The organism is Streptomyces sp. NPDC032126, from assembly GCF_055580085.1.
Map to the genome: position 1 here is coordinate 322,756 of NZ_JBVIMA010000001.1, position 20,872 is coordinate 343,627.

22 protein-coding genes are annotated in these 20,872 nt (G+C 71.8%); 6 read left to right on the forward strand and 16 right to left on the reverse strand.

Annotated features, from left to right (window positions below):
• Positions 1-66: 66 nt before the first annotated feature.
• Positions 67-930, reverse strand: coding sequence for a phosphotransferase enzyme family protein (locus ACZ5NW_RS01335; RefSeq protein WP_468741624.1), 864 nt, complete (start codon positions 928-930; stop codon positions 67-69).
• A gap of 191 nt (positions 931-1,121) precedes the next feature.
• On the opposite strand from ACZ5NW_RS01335, the gene ACZ5NW_RS01340 reads away from it, so the two are divergent.
• Entirely contained in the window at positions 1,122-1,751 is a 630-nt protein-coding gene (locus ACZ5NW_RS01340; protein ID WP_468741625.1) for a dihydrofolate reductase family protein, read from the forward strand.
• Between the two features lie 72 nt (positions 1,752-1,823).
• Here ACZ5NW_RS01340 and ACZ5NW_RS01345 read toward each other — a convergent pair whose 3' ends face one another.
• Positions 1,824-4,085 carry an MMPL family transporter gene (locus ACZ5NW_RS01345; RefSeq protein ID WP_468741626.1) on the reverse strand — a complete coding sequence of 754 codons (2,262 nt, stop codon included), beginning with the start codon at positions 4,083-4,085 and terminating at the stop codon, positions 1,824-1,826.
• A 369-nt stretch (positions 4,086-4,454) separates the two neighbouring features.
• Here ACZ5NW_RS01345 and ACZ5NW_RS01350 point away from each other — a divergent pair, with 369 nt between their 5' ends.
• The 4 genes from ACZ5NW_RS01350 (at position 4,455) to ACZ5NW_RS01365 (ending at position 6,845) form a co-directional block, all read left to right on the forward strand.
• Positions 4,455-5,003, forward strand: coding sequence for a DUF1697 domain-containing protein (locus ACZ5NW_RS01350; protein WP_468741627.1), 549 nt, complete (start codon positions 4,455-4,457; stop codon positions 5,001-5,003).
• A gap of 34 nt (positions 5,004-5,037) precedes the next feature.
• Positions 5,038-5,433, forward strand: coding sequence for a nuclear transport factor 2 family protein (locus ACZ5NW_RS01355; protein WP_468741628.1), 396 nt, complete (start codon positions 5,038-5,040; stop codon positions 5,431-5,433).
• 102 nt (positions 5,434-5,535) lie between these two features.
• Complete coding sequence (locus tag ACZ5NW_RS01360; protein WP_468741629.1) at positions 5,536-6,135, forward strand: TIGR03086 family metal-binding protein; 600 nt, start codon at positions 5,536-5,538, stop codon at positions 6,133-6,135.
• A gap of 89 nt (positions 6,136-6,224) precedes the next feature.
• A complete protein-coding gene (locus tag ACZ5NW_RS01365; RefSeq protein WP_468741630.1) occupies positions 6,225-6,845 on the forward strand; it encodes a mycothiol-dependent nitroreductase Rv2466c family protein in 621 nt (206 codons plus the stop codon).
• A gap of 52 nt (positions 6,846-6,897) precedes the next feature.
• Here the strand turns inward: ACZ5NW_RS01365 and ACZ5NW_RS01370 are convergent, their stop codons facing one another.
• The gene (locus ACZ5NW_RS01370; protein ID WP_468741631.1) at positions 6,898-8,190 is read right to left on the reverse strand and encodes an MFS transporter; all 1,293 of its coding nucleotides are present in this window, start codon (positions 8,188-8,190) and stop codon (positions 6,898-6,900) included.
• 57 nt (positions 8,191-8,247) lie between these two features.
• On the opposite strand from ACZ5NW_RS01370, the gene ACZ5NW_RS01375 reads away from it, so the two are divergent.
• Positions 8,248-9,267, forward strand: a complete 1,020-nt coding sequence (locus tag ACZ5NW_RS01375) for an ArsR/SmtB family transcription factor (protein WP_468741632.1) — start codon at positions 8,248-8,250, stop codon at positions 9,265-9,267.
• 20 nt (positions 9,268-9,287) lie between these two features.
• Here ACZ5NW_RS01375 and ACZ5NW_RS01380 read toward each other — a convergent pair whose 3' ends face one another.
• From ACZ5NW_RS01380 to ACZ5NW_RS01440, 13 genes are all read right to left on the reverse strand, one after another.
• Positions 9,288-10,028 (reverse strand): sirohydrochlorin chelatase, encoded by a 741-nt coding sequence (locus ACZ5NW_RS01380; protein WP_468741633.1) that lies wholly within the window; start codon positions 10,026-10,028, stop codon positions 9,288-9,290.
• Positions 10,029-10,034: 6 nt separating this feature from the next.
• The gene (locus ACZ5NW_RS01385; protein ID WP_468741634.1) at positions 10,035-10,931 is read right to left on the reverse strand and encodes an ABC transporter permease; all 897 of its coding nucleotides are present in this window, start codon (positions 10,929-10,931) and stop codon (positions 10,035-10,037) included.
• Positions 10,918-11,703: an ABC transporter ATP-binding protein gene (locus tag ACZ5NW_RS01390; protein WP_468741635.1), complete on the reverse strand. Its 786-nt coding sequence runs from the start codon at positions 11,701-11,703 to the stop codon at positions 10,918-10,920. The genes ACZ5NW_RS01385 and ACZ5NW_RS01390 overlap by 14 nt, the downstream gene beginning before the upstream one ends.
• A 36-nt stretch (positions 11,704-11,739) precedes the next feature.
• A complete protein-coding gene (locus ACZ5NW_RS01395; protein WP_468741636.1) occupies positions 11,740-12,849 on the reverse strand; it encodes an aliphatic sulfonate ABC transporter substrate-binding protein in 1,110 nt (369 codons plus the stop codon).
• 223 nt (positions 12,850-13,072) lie between these two features.
• Positions 13,073-14,407 (reverse strand): sulfate adenylyltransferase subunit 1, encoded by a 1,335-nt coding sequence (locus ACZ5NW_RS01400; RefSeq protein ID WP_468741637.1) that lies wholly within the window; start codon positions 14,405-14,407, stop codon positions 13,073-13,075.
• A 2-nt stretch (positions 14,408-14,409) separates the two neighbouring features.
• The gene (gene cysD, locus ACZ5NW_RS01405) at positions 14,410-15,345 is read right to left on the reverse strand and encodes a sulfate adenylyltransferase subunit CysD (RefSeq protein ID WP_468741638.1); all 936 of its coding nucleotides are present in this window, start codon (positions 15,343-15,345) and stop codon (positions 14,410-14,412) included.
• On the reverse strand, positions 15,342-15,878 hold the full coding sequence (cysC, locus tag ACZ5NW_RS01410; RefSeq protein ID WP_468741639.1) for an adenylyl-sulfate kinase: 537 nt from the start codon (positions 15,876-15,878) through the stop codon (positions 15,342-15,344). Before cysC ends, cysD begins: the two co-directional genes overlap by 4 nt.
• A gap of 23 nt (positions 15,879-15,901) precedes the next feature.
• On the reverse strand, positions 15,902-16,612 hold the full coding sequence (locus ACZ5NW_RS01415; RefSeq protein ID WP_468741640.1) for a phosphoadenylyl-sulfate reductase: 711 nt from the start codon (positions 16,610-16,612) through the stop codon (positions 15,902-15,904).
• On the reverse strand, positions 16,609-16,788 hold the full coding sequence (locus ACZ5NW_RS01420) for a hypothetical protein (RefSeq protein WP_468741641.1): 180 nt from the start codon (positions 16,786-16,788) through the stop codon (positions 16,609-16,611). The genes ACZ5NW_RS01415 and ACZ5NW_RS01420 overlap by 4 nt, the downstream gene beginning before the upstream one ends.
• Before the next feature lie 28 nt (positions 16,789-16,816).
• A complete protein-coding gene (locus tag ACZ5NW_RS01425) occupies positions 16,817-18,514 on the reverse strand; it encodes a nitrite/sulfite reductase (RefSeq protein ID WP_468741642.1) in 1,698 nt (565 codons plus the stop codon).
• Positions 18,515-18,694: 180 nt separating this feature from the next.
• The gene (locus tag ACZ5NW_RS01430) at positions 18,695-18,778 is read right to left on the reverse strand and encodes a putative leader peptide (RefSeq protein ID WP_309486338.1); all 84 of its coding nucleotides are present in this window, start codon (positions 18,776-18,778) and stop codon (positions 18,695-18,697) included.
• 127 nt (positions 18,779-18,905) lie between these two features.
• Complete coding sequence (locus ACZ5NW_RS01435; protein WP_468741643.1) at positions 18,906-19,478, reverse strand: GNAT family N-acetyltransferase; 573 nt, start codon at positions 19,476-19,478, stop codon at positions 18,906-18,908.
• A gap of 17 nt (positions 19,479-19,495) precedes the next feature.
• The gene (locus tag ACZ5NW_RS01440) at positions 19,496-20,830 is read right to left on the reverse strand and encodes a hypothetical protein (RefSeq protein WP_468741644.1); all 1,335 of its coding nucleotides are present in this window, start codon (positions 20,828-20,830) and stop codon (positions 19,496-19,498) included.
• Between the last annotated feature and the right edge of the window lie 42 nt (positions 20,831-20,872).

The following is a 20,872-nucleotide window of genomic DNA, read 5'->3' on the forward strand; positions in this document are numbered from 1 at the left end:
TGGCTGGTCGCGCAGTTCCCGCGCCCCTTTGGGGTGGGTGTCGTTGCCGTCTCTTGCAAGGCGCGCCTAGAAGGGGTACCACCTGACCGTCGGATCGCCGTCGCGCAGTGATGCCACCCTGCGGTCGAACTCCTCGCGGGCCTTCGGGTTGCTCGGGGCGTGCTGGGCCACCCATGCGCAGCTCGCCGTCTCCCGGGCCCCGCGCAGCACCGCGCAGCCCTCCCACTCGCGTACGTCCCAGCCGTAGGTCTCGGTGAAGGCGTCGTAGGAGTCGGCCGGCAGGCCGTAGCGGTCCAGGGAGAGGGCCATCACCACCAGGTCGTGCTCCCGCAGATCGGCGGAGAAGGTCTCCAGGTCGACCAGCACCGGACCGTCGGGGCCGACGTGCACATTGCGCGGCAGCGCGTCACCGTGGATCGGGCCGGCCGGCAGTCGCGGGGTGAGCGCGGCCGCGGCCGCCGCGAATCCGTCCCGCCGCTCGCGCAGATAGGCCGCGTCCGCCGGATCGATCGCCTCCCCGGCCAGCCGCAGCCAGCGCTCCACCCCGGAGAGCAGATCACGCGGCGGCAGGGCGAAGGACGGGGCGGGCAGGGCGTGCACCAGCCGCAGCAGTTCCGCCAGATCCCGTGGCCCGGCGGGCCGTACGGGATCGGGCAGCCGGTGCCACACCGTCACCGGATGCCCCGCCACCAGCAGCGGCTCGGCCACGGCCGCGCGGACCGCCGGCACGCCCGTCTCCGCGAGCCACCGGGCGATGTCCAGCTCGCGGCGCGCGCGGTCGAGGAGTTCGGCGTCCCGGCCCACCTTGACGACCAGGTCACCGGCGGCGAACACCGCGTTCTCGCCGAGGGCGAGCAGCCGCGCGCCCCCGGCCGGCCCCGGCAGCACCCCCGCCGCGGCCAGTACCTCGCGCGCCCGTGCCTCGTCCATCGCCCGCCTCCGTGTCGTCCGCCCCCGTGCCGTTCGACGGCCAGTGTCGCATTCACCCAGGTGGGGAGGCGTGCGCGGGGGACGGCGGGGCCGCACGATGAGTTCGTGGCCCCGCTCCGGTCTACCCGGTCGTCGGCGGAAGCCGAGCAGCCCCTCGCGCAGGCGGCGGGCGTCATGAGGAGGACAGTGCGATGACCCCACGTACGGGCAGGGTGACCTGCGACCTCTCGATCTCGGTCGACGGGTACGCGGCCGGGCTCGACCAGACCGAGGAGCGCCCGTTCGGCGACGACGGCGCTGACGGCTGGGGCGGCCGGCTGCACGCCTGGATGTTCGACACGCCCGAGGAGAACCGGGCCGAGATCGACCGGATGACGGCGGCCGGGGCGTTCATCGTGGGCCGCAACATGTTCGGCCCGGTGCGCGGCGCGTGGGACCGGGAGTGGAACGGCTGGTGGGGCGAGAATCCCCCCTTCCACGTACCGGTCTTCGTGCTCACCCACCATCCGCGCGAGCCGCAGCCGATGGCCGGTGGCACCACGTTCCACTTCGTCACCGACGGCATCGAGTCCGCGCTGAGCCGTGCGCGGGAGGCGGCCGGCGACCGCGACGTCTCCGTCCACGGCGGCGCGACCACCATCAACCAGTACCTCGCCGCGGGCCTGGTCGACGAGGTGCGGCTGCACATCGTGCCGTTCACACTCGGCGCCGGTACCCGGCTGTTCGACGGCGTCCCGGCACTGGATCTGGAGCAGGTGGAGTCACGGGCGGCGAGCGGGGTCACCCATGTGACGTATCGGGTGCTCCGGGTGGGCCACTGAAACGAAGCAACAGGACGACGAGCAGGGCCCGTTGGTCATCGGGATACCAACGGGCCCTGCTCGGAGGTGGGTTCACACCCTGGCGGGCTCACCCTCGTCGTCCCGCGCCGTCGGGCCGACCGCCTCCGGGGACTCGTCGTGGGTGAGGTCGGGCAGCCGGTGCAGCCACTTCGGCAGGTACCAGTTGCGCTCGCCGAGCAGTGCCATCACCGCCGGGAGCAGCACGCCCCGGATGATCGTCGCGTCGATCAGCACCGCGGCCGCGAGGCCGACACCCATCTGCTTCATCGACTGCATGGACAGCGTGCCGAAGATCGCGAACACGGCGACCATGATGACCGCGGCGCTGGTGACCACACCGGCCGTGGTGACCACACCGTGCTGGATCGCGTCCTTCGTCGACCGGCCGCGCAGCCGCGCCTCGCGGATCCGGGAGACCACGAAGACGTGGTAGTCCATCGACAGGCCGAACAGGATCACGAAGAGGAACAGCGGCAGCCAGGTGACGATCGCGCCGACGCCCTCCGCGCCCACCAGGGACGCGCCCCAGCCGTGCTGGAAGACGGCGACCAGGATGCCGTAGGCCGCGCCCACCGACAGCAGGTTCAGCAGGATCGAGGTGATCGCGACCGTCAGCGAGCGGAACGACAGCAGCATCAGGAAGAAGGCGAAGACCACCACGAACGCGAACACCGGGATCACGGCGCCGCCGAGCTGGTCGTTGAAGTCGTGCGAACCGGCCACCTGCCCGGTGATCGGGGCCTGGACCCCGGTCACCTTGCCCAGCGTCGCCGGACGCACCTCGTCGCGCAGCTTCTCCAGGCTCGCGCCCGCCTTGTCGAGGTCGGAGCCGCCGACCAGCGGAACGTACACGTAGGCGATGTTCTGCGCGTCGTGCAGCTTGATCTCGACCGGGCCGCGCGAGGCGCCCGAACTGATCGCCCGGTCCTTGAAGGCGGCGAGGGCGTCCTTCACCTCGGGGGCGTTGATGTCCTTCGCCTTGACGACCACCTCGGCCGGCTCCGAGCCGCCCGGGAAGGCGCCGTTGACCCGGTTGTACGTCTGCACGATCGCCAGCGAGTCGCCGAACTCCTGGTCCAGCGTGAGGTTCTGCGTCTTCATGCCGACCGCGGGAGCCGCGATCGCCAGCAGCGCGCCGCCCGCGACGAGCACCGACACCAGCGGCTTGGCGAGCACACCCCGCAGCACGGCCGTCCAGAACCGGCTCTCCCCGCCGGTACGGGCGGCCCGGCGCTCCATGGCCTTGCGCAGGAACGGGATCCGCCCCTTCTCGACGCGCTCGCCCAGCAGCGACAGCAGCGCCGGAAGCACGGTCACCGAGCCGACCATGGCGACCGCCACGACCATCAGCGAGGCCAGACCCATCCCCTGGAACGTGACGAGCCCGGTGAACAGCATGCCCGCCATCGCCACACACACGGTGATGCCGGAGACGACGACCGCCCGGCCACTGGTGGCGGCGGCGATCTGCAGGGCCGTCTGCGCGTCCCTCCCGGCCGCCCGCTCCTCGCGCTCACGGCGCAGATAGAACAGGCAGTAGTCGACGCCGACGGCCAGACCGACCAGCAGCATCACGGAGTTGGCGGTGTCGCTCATCGGCATCACATGGCTGACGACGCCCATCAGGCCCATCGTCGCCATGATCGCGGAGATCGCCAGCAGCACGGGGAGCAGTGCCGCCACCAGCGCGCCGAAGGCGATGAGCAGAATGCCGAGGGCCACCGGCACCGCGGAGTACTCGGCCTTCTGGAAGTCGTCGCCGAACGCGTCGTCGAACGTCTTCATCATGCTGGCGCCGCCGATCTCCTCGATCCGCAGCGTGTCGGCGTGCTCCTTCTGCACCCCGGCGACCGCGTCGAGGACCGGCTGGACCCGGTCCCCGGCGGTGTCGGAGTCACCGCGCATGTCGAACTGCACCAGGGCGCTGCGGCCGTCCGCGGAGATGGTCCGCGTGTCGTACGGCGAGGTCACATCCGTGACCCGACCGGTCGACTCGACGGCCTTGACGACCGACTGGACGGCCTGCCGGAACTCGGTGTCCGTGGCCTTGAGCCCCGAGCCCTTGGCCTGGACCAGGACCGTCTCGCTGGCCGGTTCCTCGATCCCCGCGTCCTCGATGATCTTGGCGGCGGTGTGTGTCTCGCCCTTGAGCTGATCGCTCTCGCTGACATCGACCCGGCCGGCGGCCGAGCCGAGTCCCATCGCCAGGACGACGAACAGCACCCAGATACCGACGGCCGCCCATCGATGGCGCGCGCTCCAGCCGCCGGCCCGGGCGGCGAGGCCCCGCACCCGCGCTTCCTGCTTCCTCATGACGGGCATGCCCCCTCGTGCACGGTGACAGCCCCCTGCCGCCACCTTCCGTAATGAAGGTATGGGCCGGATAAAGCCATCTCGTCGTGCTGGCCGGTGAAGTGCCGGGCGCCCGACTCCTCCGCTCGGACTGGGCGCTGTCACCGCTGGGGAGGACAGTGGCCCCCTACATCTATCCGGGACCCTCGGGGAAGACGATCAGGGTGCGCGGCATGTGTACACGCTGTTAAGAAACCTTGTTGAGGAAATCGCAGCAGCGTGGAGGGCTTGATCCACACCCGGCGGATGCGTCAGAGTGACCCGCACCCCCACCCTGAGCGGCCCTCGTGCCCACCCCCACGGGGCACGACGGCCGCTTAGAGTGGGGCCATGGCGACGACGTACGCGGCGCTGCTGCGCGGCATCAACGTGGGCGGCAGCAGGAAGGTCCCGATGGCCGATCTGCGCACCCTGCTCGACGGTCTCGGCTACGACGGTGTGCGCACCCACCTCCAGAGCGGCCAGGCCGTCTTCACCGCCGACCACGGCGACGAGGAATCCCACGCCGCGCGCATCACCGAGGCCATCGAGGAGCGGTTCGGCTTCGCCGTCGGCGTGATCGTGCGCGACCACGCCTACCTCAAGGCGGTCGCCGACGCCTGCCCCTTCCCGGCCGCCGACCTCCAGCCCAAGCAACTGCACGTCACCTACTTCTCCGGACCCGTCGACGCGGCCCGCTTCGCGGAGATCGACCCGGCCGCCCACGCCCCCGAGGAGTTCCGCCTCGGCGACCGCGCCCTGTACCTCTACGCCCCCGACGGCCTCGGCCGCTCCAAACTCGCCGAACAGCTCGCGAAGCCCCGCTTCACCAAGGGTCTGATCGCCACCAGCCGGAACTGGAACACTGTGGTGAAGCTGGTGGAGTTGACGAGTGGGTGAGGGGAAGCGAGGGGCGGCGGAGGGGAGTTCACCGATGGCCGAGCCCCTGCCGGCGAGTGTCGCGGCCGCGATCGAGGGCGAACTGCGGCTGCTCGACCCGGCCGTGCGCTGCTCGCCCGAGCGGGTCGCGGCGTTGCTGCACCCCGGCTTCCACGAGTTCGGGGCCTCCGGGCGGGTGTGGGACCGGCCCTCGATCATCGCCGCCCTCGCCGCCGACACCGACCCCGACGACAGCCCCGTCACCGTCACCCGGATGACCGGCACCGAACTCGCCCCCGACCTCGTGCACCTCACCTTCGACACCGGCCGCGAGGGCCGGCACGCCCACCGCAGCTCGCTGTGGCGGCGCACGGAGGACGGGTGGCGGATGTACTTCCACCAGGCGACACCCTTCACGCCCGGAGCGACGGAGCAGCGGCCGGACAGCTGAGGAGGCCGACGGGAGTGTGGGGCGGGGTGGGCCGGTCGTCGCGCGGTGGTCTGTCGCGTTTTTTCAAGACCGGGCGGGTCGGTCGTCCCTAGCGTGATCCTCATGAACGACGACACGGCACACCCGCACAGCACGGCACACCAGTACATGGCCGAGTGCGCCGCCGAGGCCGCCCGTATCGCGCGCGGCGTCCCGGCGGAGCGCCTGGACGAGCCGACCCACTGCACCGACTGGGACATGAGGGCCCTGGTCAACCACTGGGTGCTCTACACCTCCCACGGCCTGGAGCACCGCGCCCGCCGCATCCCGCTCCCCGAGGAGCTGACCGCCCGCGACTTCACCGCCGACCCCGGGTGGGCCGAGGCGTACGCCGCCCAGCTCGACCGGGCGGTCGCCGCCTGGGCGGACCCGGCGATCTGGGAGGGCGACGTCGACCTGGGCGGGGCGGCCCTGCCCGCCGCCGACATCGCCGGAATGATCATCAAGGAGATGGCGGTGCACGGCTGGGACGTCGCCGTCTGCACCGGCCAGGACCTGCGCATCTCCGAGGGCGCGGCCCGCTTCGTCCACGACGTGGTGCGGCGGAACGCGGACCTCTACCGCCAGTACGACGGCTTCGCCGCCCCGGTGCCGGTCCCCGAGGACGCGCCAGTGTTCGCCCGGGCCCTGGGTGAGAGCGGCCGGGACCCGAAGCTCGGCTGACGGAACCCCCTTGGATCCCCGATTGGACCAAGAAAGCCGATCTCAAATGGGCCGTGATAAGGACCCAATCGCTGGCTAGGGTCGATCACATGAACGACAGCACCGCGCCCACCCGGGTCGACTTCTGGTTCGACGCCGCCTGCCCCTTCGCCTGGATCACCTCCCGCTGGCTGCTGGAGGTCGAACGGCACCGCCCGCTCGACCTCCGTTTCCACGCGATGAGCCTCTACCTGCACAACGTGGGGAACGAACTCCCCGACTGGTACCGCACCTTGGTCGACAAGTCGCTGGGCCCGGCCCGGGTCGCGGCGGCCGCGGCGCGGGAACACGGCGACAAGGTGCTGCGCGATCTCTACACCGCCTTCGGAACGCGCATCCACGAGGGCGGCCAGAAGGACTTCGACGCCGTCGTCACCGAGGCCCTGGCCGAGCTCGGACTCCCCGCGGAACTCGCCTCCGCCGCGCACGACCCGTCGTACGACGAGGCGGTGCGCAGCGCTCACGCGGCGGGCGTCGAGCCGGAGTCGGGCGGGTACGTGGGCACGCCGACCATCCATGTCGACGGAACGGTGTGGTTCGGGCCGGTGCTGCGGGCGATCCCGCGCGGCGAGGGGGCCGCCGAACTCTTCGACGCCTTCCGCGTGTTGGCCGTCCACCCGGACGTCTTCGAACTGAAGCGGACCCGGACCGGCGGACTGTCCTTCGCGTAGGGGAGGAGGGGGCGAGGGCGCGAGGGGGCCGCGCGGCGCTGTCCTCGTCCCGTCAGGTCAGCCCCTCGCCCCGCCACCCGTCCCGCCCCGCCCGGCGTACCGCCGGGGCCACCGCGAGGCCCGCCGCCGCGAACAGCGCGCCCAGCGCCGCCCATCCGATCGTGCCGTGCTGCACGGCCGTCACCGTGACCAGGGCCGGCCCCGCGGTCATCCCGGCCGCCATGCCCGCCCCGAACACGCCCTGGTACACGCCGTGGGCCCGGGAGTCCGCCAACTCGTAACCGAGGGTCCACCCGCCGGCCGCCGACAGCACCTCCGCGCCCACCTGGACCACGGCCCCGGCCGTCAGCGCGAGCACCGCCCACAGCGGGGACAGTCCCGCCGACACCGCGTACACCGCGCAGGCCCCGGCCAGCAGCAGCCCCGACCAGCCCATCGCCCGTACGGCGGACGGCACATGGGACGCCCGGCGGGCCACCCGCACCTGCAACAGCGCCACCAGCACACAGTTCACGATCATCAGCAGCGCCGCCGTCCAGCGCGGCGCGTCCGTCCGCTCCACGATCCACAGCGGCAGCCCCACCTCGGACAGCGTGTACTGCACCACCAGCACCGCGTTGAGCACGGTCACCGCCAAGTAGGGCAGATCCCGCACCGCCCGCCAGCGGTCCGCCGCCGGCGCGTCCGCCGCGAGCGCGGGCCGGTCGACCGCGTGCGGCGCCAGCGGAAGCCGGGGCAGCAGCAGGGCCGGGGCGAGGAAGGACACCGCGTCGATCAGAATCACCGTCACATAGGCGCCCCGGGTGTCGAGTTGGAGCGCCACCGCGCCCACCGCGCCGCCCGCCGCCATGCCGACGTTGGTCACCATCCGCAGATACGCGCGCGCCTCCACCCGCGTCGCCAGCGGCAGCACGTCCGCGTACACCGCGCCCTGAACCCCGCGCGCGGCCTGCATGAGCCCCGTCGCGCACACCACCGCGATCAGGAAGCCGGCGTACGAGTGCACCAGCGCGTACGCCGCCGTGGCCAGCCCGCTCCCGCCCCACAGCAGCGCGCCCACGCGCCGGGAGCCCCACCGGTCCGCGGCCCGCCCGGCCGGCACCCCGGCGACCACGCCGACCAGGCCCGCGACGGTCATCCCGACGCCCACCGACGTGGCCTCCAGGCCGACGATCCGCGTGAAGTACAGAATCCCGAGCGGGAAGTAGAGGCCGTTTCCCAGGGAGTTGACGAGGGTCAGCGCCGTCGCGCGGCGCAGGGCGGGCTCGGTGGGCAGCAGCCCCGCGAGCCCCGACGTCGGAGGACGATCCTGATCGGAGACCTGTTCGGCCGGTGTCGTGGTCATGACCCTCAGCCAACCCGGGCGCCCGTCGCGCGGGGCAATGATTTAGCGTGGGGCTCAATGATCGAGTTCCGTTTCGCCATCGGAGACCTCGCCACCACCTCCTTCGCGTACTCCCCGTTGCAGGAGGCGGTGTTCTCGCTGCGCACCCTGTACGACCCGGCCCGCTATCCGCACCACCGGCCCTGGCTGCGCCGCATCCGCCCGCGCCTCGACGCCCTCGACCACGAGGCGCTCACCGCGCTGGTCAGCCCCTGGCTGTGGGTCCCGGACTTCCTCACCCCGCGTCCCGAGCGCGCCCGACCTGCCTTCGCCGACGAACTCGACCGGATCCGCGCCACGCCGGCCGACGTGGTCGTCGCCGACTTCCGCGCCACCTACCGCACCGAGGACGCGCTGCCGCCCGTCGTCGTCCGGGGACTGGCCGAGCCGGAGGCGTTCCTCGCGCGGATCGCCGACGCCCTCGACGCGTACTGGCGCGACTGCCTGGCCGCCGACTGGTGGCCGCGCGTCCAGAGCATCCTGGAGGCCGATCTCGCCCATCGGGGCAAGGTGCTCGCCGAACGGGGCGCGAGCGCGGTCCTTCAGGACCTCGACCCGCGGCTCACCTGGAACGGCTCCCGACTGCGGCTGTCCACCAGCGACTTCGTGGTGCAGGCGCCCTGGACCGAACCCGTCGTCGGCATCGCCGGACGCGGCATGGTGCTGCTGCCGACGATCTTCGCCCGCGGCGCCCAGCCCCTCATCGACACCTCGCGCCCACCGGTGCTGATCTATCCCGCCCGCGGTCGCGCCACTCTCGCCGAGACCCCGCCCCCGGTCACCGGCCACCCCCTGGACCGCCTCCTCGGCCGCCCCCGGGCCCGCCTGCTGCGCCTGCTCGCCGAACCGGCCTCCACGACCGAACTCGCCCACCGCCTGGACGTCACCCCGGGCGCGGTCAGCCAGCACCTCGCCGTCCTGCACGCCGCGGGCCTGCTCACCCGCACCCGCACCGGCCGCGTCGTCCGCTACACCCGCACCCCGACGGGCGACGCCCTGTGCCGGACGGACGCCCCCGGAGAGGCATCGTCGCCGTAAGGCTCGGCCGGCGTCAGGCCCTAGGCACCCAGCGCCGCCGGCACCCGTACGTGTGCCGCGTCGTAGCGGTGCAGGAGGAGGCGGGCCACCTCCGGGGCCGGGCCCAGGACCTCGGACAGGATGTCCGCGTGGGCCGCGCCCTCGGCGATGCGGTCGGGCAGGCGGCCCGGGGCGAGGACGTACGGCGCCACGGCGACCCGCGCGCAGCCCAGCGCGCGCAGCTCGCGCACCGCGTCCTCGACCCGGGGCAGAGACGCGGAGGCGAACGCGGGCCGCACGGCGCACCAACCGGTGTGCCGCCACTCCCGCGCGATTGCTGCGATCACCGCGATCGCCTCCGGGTCGGTGGACCCGGCCGAGGCCAGCACGACCCCGGTCCGGGACTTGTCGGCCGGGCTCACCCCGGCCTCGTACAGGCGGCGTTCGAGCGCGGACAGCAGCAGCGGCGACGGGCCGAGCACCTCCGCCTGCCGGATCCGCAGCCGCGGCGGCGCGTCCCGCAGCACCGCCGGGATGTCCGCCTTCGCGTGGAACGCCCGCGTCAGCAGCAGCGGCAGCGCCACCACATCGCGTACGCCCTCCGCCGCCAGCGACTCCAACATCCCTTGCGTAGACGGGATGTTGAAGTCCAGGAAGCCGGTTTCCACCCGCAGGCCCGGCCGCAGCGACCGCACCCGCTCCACCAGGGCGTGCACGGTCGCGGCATGCCGCGGATCACGGCTGCCGTGGGCGATGACGAGGAGAACCGGCTCGTTGCGCATGGACGGTCAGCTCCTCGTCAGCAGGCCGCGACTGCGCAGCACCCACCGCTCCAGCGGGCTGAAGATCAGCAGATCGATCGCGATGCCGACGAACAGGATCAGGATGATCGCCTCGAACACCATCGACATGGAGCTGGTGTTGCGGCCGTTCTCCAGCAGCGCGCCCAGCCCGATGCCGAGGTCCGGCGAGGTCGCGATGATCTCCGCAGCCATCAACGACCGCCAGGAGAACGCCCAGCCCTGCTTCAGCCCCGCCAAGTACCCGGGCAGGGCCGCCGGCATGACGATGTGCCAGGCACCCTTCAGACCGGTCGCCCCCATCGTGCGGCCGGCCCGCAGGAACAGCGGCGGCACCTGGTCGATGCCGGAGACCAGACCGTTGGCGATGGACGGCACCGCGCCCAGCAGGATCACCGCGTACATCATCGAGTTGTTCAGGCCCAGCCAGATCACGGCCGGCGGCACCCACGCCACCGACGGCAGGGACTGCAGCCCGGACAGGATCGGCCCGATCGCCGCCCGTACGAACTTCACCCGCGCCACCAGCAGCCCCAGCGGCGTGCCGATCGCCAGTGCGAACAGGAAGCCCAGCAGACCGCGCGAGACACTCGTCCACACGAAGTCCAGGAGCTTGCCCTCCAGCCAGGCGTCCTTGAACTCGCCGCCCACGTCCGCGGGCGAGGGCAGCTTGCTCGGATCGTCCACGATCTTCAGCGAGATCAGCGCCTGCCACAGGACGAGGACCACCGCGATCGCCACGATCGGCGGCAGGATCTTGTCCACGAAGGTCCGGCGGAACGGCGCACGGCTCGCCGCCGACGTCTCCAGGGCGTCGAGGCCGGCCTCCAGCCCGCCCAGGGCGGTGGTGTCCGCGCTCTTGCCGGTGGTCTCAGTGCTGGCCATGTCGGCGGATCTCCCCACGCAGTACGTCCGTGATCTCCAGGGACAGTTCGGCGACCGGCGCGTCCTCGATACGGCGCGGCTGCGGAATGCCGACCCGCCACTCGCGGGCCACCCGGCCGGGCCGGGAGGACAGCAGCACCACACGCTGCGCGAGCCGCACGGCCTCGCGCACGTTGTGCGTGACGAACAGGACGGAGACGCCCGTCTCCTCCCAGATCCGGGTCAGCTCGTCGTGCAGCACGTCGCGGGTGATCGCGTCGAGCGCCGCGAACGGCTCGTCCATCAGCAGCAGCCGGCTGTCCTGAGCGAGCGCCCGGGCCAACGCCACGCGCTGGCGCATACCGCCGGACAGCTCGTGCACCCGCTTGCCGTACGACCCCTTCAGCCGGACCAGTTCGAGCAGCCGCTCGGCGCGGCCGCGCCGCTCGGCCTTGGCCACTCCGCCCAGTTTCAGGGCGAGTTCGATGTTCTTGCCCGCGGTCAGCCACGGGAACAGGGCGTGCTCCTGGAACATCAGCGCCGGACGCCCGTCGGTCTCGATGCTGCCGGCGGTGGGCCGGTCCAGGCCCGCCACCAGGTTCAGCAGCGTCGACTTGCCGCAGCCCGAGGCCCCCAGGAGGGTGACGAACTCGCCCGGCGCGACATCCAGCGAGATGTCGTCGAGGACGAGCTGCTGCCCGGCGGGAGTGGCAAAGGACTTCGAGACGTGCTCGATCCGGGCGGCGTACTCGACCGACTCGGCGTCCTCGGCCTTCACGATCGCGGTGGCCATGGTCGTCACCTCCTGGGAACTCTGGGGAATCGGGGCTTACTTGACGCCGAGGCCGGCATCGTCGACGGTCGCTTCGCCCTCGGCCTGGAGGACCTTGTTCAGCAGGGTCAGGTCATAGATGCCGTCGAGCTTCGGCTGCTTCAGCAGACCGGCCTTGACCGCGTGCTCCGCCTCGGTGTGGAGGGTGGCCGCCAGCGGGTCGTCGATGAACCGGACCGACTGCCACGCCGGGTCCAGGACCTTGGCCGGCAGCTCCTTGCCCGAGTCGGTCTTCAGCTGGGCGTTCGCCGCGGCCTTCGCCTCGTCCGGGTTCGCGTTGATCCACTTGTTGGTCTCGACGGACGCCTTCAGCACCGCCTCGACGGCCTTCGGGTGCTCCTTGAGGAACTTCTGCGACACGATGATGTTCGTGATCACGAACTTCTTGTCGGGCCACAGCGACGCCTCGTCCAGCAGTACCTTCGCGCCCTCGGCGACCAGCTTCGACGCCGTCGGCTCCGGGACCCACGCGCCGTCGATGGAGCCCGACTTGTAGGCGTCCGGGGTGACCTTGTTGTCGGTGCGGACCACCGAGACGTCGCCCTTGCCGCTCTCGGCGTCGACCTTCCAGCCCTGCTCCGCGATCCAGTTGAGGAACGCCACGTCCTGTGTGTTGCCGAGCTGCGGGGTGGCGATCTTCTTGCCCTTGACGTCCGCCAGGGACTTGATCTTCTTCGGGTCGACGACGAGCTTGACCCCGCCGGACGCCGAGCCGCCGATGATCCGCAGGTTCTTGCCGTCGGACTTGGTGTAGCCGTTGATCGCCGGGGACGGGCCGATCCAGCCGATGTCGATGGAACCGGAGTTCAGGGCCTCGATCTCGGAGGGTCCGGCGTTGAAGATCTGGTACTTCGCCTGCGTGGCGCCGAGCGCCTTCTGGAAGTAGCCCTTGTTCACGCCCACGAGCGCGGTGGCGTGGGTCAGATTGCCGAAGTAACCGATCTTGACGGAGTCGAGACCGTCGATCTTCTCGGCACCGGCGGCGACCTTCTGGTTCGTGCCGCTGTCGTCGTCCTTGGAGGAGCCGTAGCCGCAGGCGGCCAGCGTGAGCAGGGGGAGCGCGGCGGCGACCGCGAGTGTGCGGCGAAGAGCGGTGGTGGCAGGCACGGGAGGCGTGTCCTCTCGGAGGCCCGGCGGTCACGATCCCTCAGGTCGTGGCCGGGAGGTCGGCAGGTCTTCGTCTACGGGGGTGGGGGGTGCGGGCGCGCGAGCGGTGCGCGTACGTCATCGCACACATCGGGCCACCCCGCCCTGTCCGCTGCCGAGGTCGCCGCTGCCGACGCGGCCGCCCTCCTTCGCGAACGTCGCGTAGTAGTCGGTGGAGTTCATGTCAGAAGTCCCACCCGTCGTCCCCGGCCTCGTCCCTGACCGGCTCCGGGGAGGCGAACGACTCGCCGACCATGCCCGCGGTGAGCGTGGTGCCGTCGGCCGGGTCGATCAGGATGAAGGACCCGGTGCGGCGCGAGTCGGCGTAGGCATCCACGGGAAGCGGTTCCGCGGTGCGGATCTTCACCCGGCCGATGTCGTTGGCGGCGAGCTGTCCCGGGTGCGGGTGCAGGGACAGGTCGTCCAGCGTGAGCCGGGAGGGGATGTCCTTGACGATCGCCTTGACCGTGCGGGTGCCGTGCTTGAGCAGCACCCGGTGGCCCACCGTCAGCGGCTCGTCGGCCACATGGCAGACGGTCGCCTCGATGTCCTGCGTCGTCGCCGGCGCGTCCTTGCTGGGCACGATCAGATCGCCGCGCGAGACGTCGAGGTCGTCCTCCAGCAGGACGGTGACCGACTGCGTGGTCCAGGCGGTGTCGACCGGCGTGCCCAGCAGGTCGATGCCCGCGATCCGGGTGGCCCGGCCGGACGGCAGCACGGTGACCGCCTCGCCGACGTGGAAGGTGCCGGCCGCGATCTGGCCCGCGTAGCCCCGGTAGTCGGGGTGCTCGGCAGTCTGCGGCCGGATCACGTACTGCACGGGCAGCCGCGCGTGGCAGTGCGCCAGATCATGGCTGACGGGAACCGTTTCCAGGTGTTCCAGCACGGTCGGGCCGCCGTACCAGTCCATGTTCGCGGACGGCTCCACCACGTTGTCACCGGCGAGCGCCGAGATCGGGATCGCGGTGACCTCCGGGACGCCCAGCTCGGTGGCGTACGCGGTGAACTCCTCGGCGATCGACGCGAAGACGGTCTCCGCGTAGTCGACCAGGTCCATCTTGTTGACGGCGAGCACCACGTGCGGGACGCGCAGCAGGGCCGCGATCGCCGCGTGCCGGCGGGTCTGCTCGACGACGCCGTTGCGGGCGTCGACGAGGATCACGGTCAGCTCGGCGGTCGAGGCGCCGGTGACCATGTTCCGGGTGTACTGCACATGGCCCGGCGTGTCGGCGAGGATGAACCGCCGGCGCGCGGTGGCGAAGTAGCGGTAGGCCACGTCGATGGTGATGCCCTGCTCGCGTTCGGCGCGCAGGCCGTCCGTGAGCAGCGCGAGGTCGGGACCCTCCTGGCCCCGGCTCGCGGAGGCGCGCTCCACGGCCTCCAGCTGGTCGGTGAGCACCGACTTGGAGTCGTGCAGCAGCCGGCCCACCAGGGTGGACTTGCCGTCGTCGACGGAGCCCGCGGTGGCGAATCGCAGCAGCGTGGTGGCCGAGAGTTCCTCGGTCGTGGTCGTGCTCATGCTTAGAAGTACCCCTCGCGCTTGCGGTCTTCCATCGCGGCCTCGGAGAGCTTGTCGTCGGCGCGGGTCGCACCGCGCTCGGTAAGCCGGGAGGCGGCGATCTCGGCGATCACGGCGTCCAGCGTGGTCGCGTCGGAGTCGACCGCGCCCGTGCAGGACATGTCGCCGACGGTGCGGTAGCGGATCAGCCGCTTCTCGACCGTCTCGTCGTCCTTCGGCCCGCCCCACTCGCCGGCGGTCAGCCACATCCCGCCGCGCCGGAACACCTCGCGCTCGTGCGCGAAGTAGATGTCCGGCAGTTCGATGCCCTCACGGGCGATGTACTGCCAGACGTCCAGCTCGGTCCAGTTGGAGAGCGGGAACACCCGGACGTGCTCGCCCGGCGCGTGCCGCCCGTTGTACAGGTTCCACAGCTCGGGGCGCTGCCGACGCGGGTCCCACTGCGAGAACTCGTCGCGCAGCGAGAAGACGCGCTCCTTGGCCCGGGCCTTCTCCTCGTCGCGCCGGCCGCCGCCGAAGACCGCGTCGAACCGCTCGCTCTGGATCTTCTCGGTGAGCGGCAGCGTCTGGAGCGGGTTGCGGGTCCCGTCCGGGCGCTCCTTGAGCACCCCGCGGTCGATGTAGTCCTGCACGGACGCGACGTGCAGGCGCAGCCCGTGCCGGGCGACCGTGCGGTCGCGGTAGTCGATGACCTCGGGGAAGTTGTGCCCGGTGTCGACGTGCAGCAGCGCGAAGGGGACGGCCGCGGGGGCGAACGCCTTCAGCGCCAGGTGCAGCATGACGATGGAGTCCTTGCCGCCGGAGAACAGGATCACCGGGTTCTCGAACTCGCCCGCGACCTCGCGGAAGATGTGCACCGCCTCGGACTCCAGCGCGTCCAGGTGCGTCAGGGAGTACGGGGTGCCGGTGCCCTCGTGGACGGAGGCGACGGTCGTCATGCCAGTCCCCTTTCGGTGAGCAGCGCGTGAACCGCGGCCGCGGACTCCTGGACGGTCTGGTGCTGCGACTCGATGCGCAGATCGGGCGCCTCGGGCGCCTCGTACGGGTCGTCGACGCCGGTGAGCCCGGTCAGTTCGCCCGCGGCCTGCTTGGCGTACAGGCCCTTCACGTCGCGCACGGAGCACACCTCGACGGGCGTCGCCACATGCACCTCCAGGTAGGCGGTTCCGCTCTGCTGGTGGCGCTTGCGCACCGCCTCGCGGCTGTCGGCGTAGGGCGCGATCACCGGGACGAGCGTGGTCACGCCGTTACGGGCGAGCAGTTCGGCGAGGAAACCGATGCGCTGCACATTGGTGTGCCGGTCCTCGCGGCTGAAGCCGAGGCCCGCCGAGATGAACTCGCGGATCTCGTCGCCGTCGAGCACCTCGACGAGCCGGCCCTCGGTGCGCAGCCGGCCGGCCAGCTCGTGGGCGATGGTGGTCTTGCCGGCGCTGGGCAGACCCGTGAGCCAGACGGTGGCTCCGCTTCTCACGTCAGTCTCCTGGTGGTTCGTCGTCATCCGTGCAGCCCGCACTCGGTCTTCGCGCGTCCCGCCCAGCGGCCGGCCCGCGCGTCCTCGCCCTCCAGGACCCGCCGGGTGCAGGGGGCGCAGCCGATCGAGGCGTAGCCGTCCATCAGCAGGGGGTTGGTCAGCACGCCGTGCTCGGCGACGTAGGCGTCCACGTCGTCCTGCGTCCAGCGGGCGATCGGGGAGATCTTCACCTTGCGGCGCTTGTCGTCCCAGCCGACGACCGGGGTGTTCGCCCGGGTCGGGGACTCGTCGCGGCGCAGGCCCGTCGCCCAGGCCCGGTAGCCCTTCAGGCCCTCCTCCAGCGGCTGCACCTTGCGCAGCTTGCAGCACAGGTCGGGGTCCCGGTCGTGCAGTCGCGGGCCGTACTCGGCGTCCTGCTCGGCGACCGTCCGGCGCGGGGTGAGGGTGATGACGTTGACGTCCATCACCGCGGCCACCGCGTCCCGGGTGCCGATGGTCTCGGGGAAGTGGTAACCGGTGTCGAGGAACACCACGTCCACGCCCTTGCGCACGCGCGAGGCGAGATGCGCGACCACCGCGTCCTCCATCGAGGACGTCACGCAGAAGTCCTTGCCGAAGGTGTCCACCGCCCACCGCAGGATCTCCAGGGCGGAGGCGTCCTCCAGCTCGCGGCCCGCCTGCTCGGCGAGCGCCTTCAACTCCTCATCGGCGTACGCCTGCTGAGTCGTCGTCATATCTGGTCCCCTCCGGTGTCGGCTCGCCGAAGACCCCGGGCCAGCAGCCCGAGGAACTTCAGCTGGAAGGCCCGGTTGCACGCCGCGCATTCCCAGGCGCCGTGACCCTGGTCGTTGGGACGCAGGTCCTCGTCGCCGCAGTAGGGGCAGTGGAAGGGGGCAGCCCGCTCGCTCATACCGCGTCCCTCGTCTCGTTCGCCGCGCTCACGACAGTGCCTCCTCGGAGGCGCGCGCCACCCAGGTGGCGAACCGCTCGCCGTCCTCGCGCTCGGCCTGGAACCGCTTCAGCACCCGCTCGATGTAGTCCGGCAGTTCCTCGGCCGTGACCTTCAGACCGCGCACCTTGCGGCCGAAGCCGGCCTCCAGGCCGAGCGCGCCGCCCAGGTGCACCTGGAAGCCCTCGACCTGCTCGCCCCGCTCGTCGAGGACCAGCTGGCCCTTGAGACCGATGTCCGCGACCTGGATACGGGCGCAGGCGTTCGGGCAGCCGTTGATGTTGATGGTGATCGGCTCGTCGAACTCGGGCATGCGGCGCTCCAGTTCGTCGATCAGCGAGGCGCCGCGCGCCTTGGTCTCGACGATGGCGAGCTTGCAGTACTCGATGCCGGTGCAGGCCATCGTGCCGCGCCGGAACGGGGACGGCTCGGCCGTCAGGTCCAGCGCCTCCAGGGCCTCGACCAGCGAGGCGACCCGCGCCTCCTCGACATCGAGGACGATCATCTTCTGTTCGACGGTGGTGCGCACCCGGCCCGAGCCGTGCGCCTCCGCCAGGTCGGCGATCTTGGTGAGGGTGGTGCCGTCGACGCGGCCGACACGCGGTGCGAAACCGACGTAGAAACGCCCGTCCTTCTGCCGGTGCACACCGACGTGGTCGCGCCAGCGCTCCACAGGCTGCGCGGGGGCCGGGCCGTCGACGAGCTTGCGCTTCAGGTACTCGTCCTCCAGTACCTGCCGGAACTTCTCCGCGCCCCAGTCGGCGACCAGGAACTTCAGCCGGGCGCGGGTGCGCAGCCGCCGGTAGCCGTAGTCACGGAAGATCGAGACGACGCCCTCGAAGACGTCCGCGACCTCGTCCAGCGGCACCCAGGCGCCCAGCCGGACACCGATCTTCGGGTTGGTCGACAGACCGCCGCCGACCCACACGTCGAAGCCGGGGCCGTGCTCGGGGTGGTCCACGCCGACGAACGCGACGTCATTGATCTCGTGCGCCACGTCGAGCAGCGGCGAGCCGGAGATCGCGGACTTGAACTTGCGCGGCAGGTTGGAGAAGTCCGGGTTGCCGACGATCCGGCGGTGGGCCTCCTCGATCGCGGGCGTGCCGTCGATGATCTCGTCCTCGGCGATGCCGGCGACGGGCGAGCCGAGGATGACGCGCGGGACGTCGCCGCACGCCTCGGTGGTGGACAGACCCACGGCCTCCAGCCGGTTCCAGATGGTGGGCACGTCCTCGATGCGGACCCAGTGCAGCTGGATGTTCTGCCGGTCGGTGATGTCGGCGGTGCCGCGCGCGAACTCCTGCGAGATCTCGCCGATCACCCGCAGCTGACGGGTGGTGAGCCGCCCGCCGTCGACGCGGACGCGCATCATGAAGTAGCTGTCGTCCAGCTCCTCCGGCTCCAGGATCGCCGTCTTGCCGCCGTCGATCCCGGGGCGGCGCTGGGTGTACAGGCCCCACCAGCGCATACGGCCGCGCAGGTCGTTGGGGTCGATGGAGTCGAAGCCGCGCTGGGAGTAGATCGTCTCAATGCGTGTCCGCACATTGAGACCGTCGTCGTCCTTCTTGAACTGCTCGGCACCGTTCAGCGGGGTGAAGTGACCCATCGCCCACTGACCCTCACCGCGGTGACGGCTCACCTTGCGGCGGGGCGCGGAGGCGGCAGGGTTCTGCGGGGTGGCGGCCATGGTGAAAACGTCCTTCGGGACAGCAGCGGGCAGGGACCGGCGCGCGGCGCCGTCGATGCGGGTGGCGGTCGGGGCGGGAGGGAGGCTCTGACCTGCGCGTACGGGCGCACGGAGGTGCTGCGTGCGCATCGTTGCGCGGCGCTGGGGCGAGAGCGGGGGAGTGCGGCGGTGCTGTGGCTGTCAGCTCGCCGGACAGATGGCGCTGGACATGCGGCCGAGGTCGACGTGCCGCCGACTCACCAAGGCAATTCCAGTTCCAGACATGGCGGAAGCGTGTCACGCGGATCTGGACACAGTCCAGCTTCGTCCATCATGCGGACACCCTTGTCCCGGAATGTGGGACAAGGGTGTCGTCGGTCACACACTGCGCCGTGGGTCTTGTCCGCGCAGGTCAGGCAGGGTATGCCCCAGGCCAGGGTCCCGGCGCGGTCACCTCGCGCTGCTCCTCCACCTTGGTGTCGAACAGCTTGAAGCCCCGCCGCTGGTAGTTCGCCATCGCGTGCTCGCCGTCCAGGCTGCAGGTGTGCAGCCACACCCGCTTCGTCTCGGCCAGCCCCGGCCAGCGGTCCGCCAGGTCCCAGGCGCGGGCGGTGCCGTACGACAGCAGATGCCCGCCGATGCGCCGCCCCCGGAAGGCCGGGATCAGCCCGAAGTACTCGATCTCCACGATCCCGTCGTCCTGCGGGCTCAGCTCCACGTATCCCGCCGGCGTGCCCCGCTCGTAGGCCACCCACGTCTCGACACCCGGACGCGCCAGATGCTCCTCCCAGCGCGCGTACGACCAGCCGAGCCGGTCGATCCAGCGGATGTCCCCGCCCACCGACGTGTACAGGAAACGGCTGAACTCGGGTGAGGGCACCGCCGAGCGCACGATCCGGACGTCGTCGTCCGGCGCGGCGGCCGGGAGGAGGTCGCTCGGAGCGGTCTGCTCCAGCGACCACGTGGTCACGGGAATGCTGGTCATGCCGGCCAGGTAACCATTTACTCCGCCGATCTGTCGATCGAGGCCAGCGGCATCGCGAACAGCGCCTGCCCGGACTGTGTCCACACCTCCCCGCTGTCCTCCGCGTAGGAAAGCGATTCCGTCAGCCCGCTCCAGCAGCGCCGCGAGTCCGCGGCTCCGGTCCCGCACTCCGCGGCCCGCGAACCGTCCTCGTCCAGCCGCCACAGCGTGCCGTGCCGCTCGTGCGCGTCGGCCGCGCGCGTCACGTACCAGGCGTCCCCGCGCGCGAGCACCCCGCGCACCCCGGTCGCCTTCGTCTCGTACACCTCGGTCGGCACCGCCCGTCCCGCCGCGTCCGTGTGCAGCAGCCCGGAGCGCTCCGGCAGGGTGCTGAGGGGGTAGCGCCACAGGCGCGCGTGCCGGTCGCCGCCGGGCAGCGTCCACTCGGCGGCCACCAGGCTGTCCGGCGCGGTGCTGCGGTCCAGCGAGACGGAGGCGGCGTACGGCGCCCGCGCACCGCCCGTCGCCCGGTACACCCCGACGGCCGGCAGGACGTACCGCTCGCCGTGCGCCGACCAGCCGCCCGGCACCCGGCCGACCGCGTCACCGGTCACGTTCGCGCGCTGGACGCGGTTCATGTCGTAGACGTAGAGCGCGGCCCGGTCCCCCTCGTCGGCGGTGACCAGCAGCTTGTTCTGGTACCAGACCATTCCGGCGACACGTGAGCCGAGCGCCCGGTAGTCGCGGCCGCCCTCCACCGGGACGACCAGCAGCACCCAGGTGTAGGTGAGCGAGCCGAGGTCGTTGGCGTCGACGACGGCGACCCGGGCCAGCCGGCCGTCGCCCGCCCTGCCGCGGTCGCCCGCCGTGGTGCGGCCTCCCGCCGCGCCGTCGAGGGCCGACCAGCCGGAGAGGATCACCCGGTTCGCACCCCAGCGGCCGTCCTCGTCCGCGTCCCCGGAGGTGGTGACCGCGCCCGGCTGCCAGCCGCGCGTGTCGTCGGCGTCCCAGCAGTACGCGCGCGTGGCCGTCGGCGCCACGGGCAGCGCCCGGCGCTCGGCGGACGTGCAGCCGATGGCGTCGCGCAGCGTGCCGTCGGGGTCGGCCAGCACCTCGCCGACCCCGACCGGCCGGCCCATGCCCGAGGCGAGCAGGTCCAGCGATGCCTGGGGGACCGCTTCCTCGGTGAGTTCCGCCTGCTCGGCGGCGGCGGGAGCGGTCAGCGGCTTCAGGGCTCCAGGCTCGTTCGTCACGGTGGCCTGGGACGCGCTGATCATGGTGGCGGCGCCGGTGAGCGCGAGAGCGGTTCCGGCCAGGAACGCGCGCAACGCCCTGCCGCGCCTGCGCCGGCGATGTCGGCCCCGATGCTTCATTCGTCCTCCCGAGGCGAGCCAACTGCGCCTGATGATCCGTAC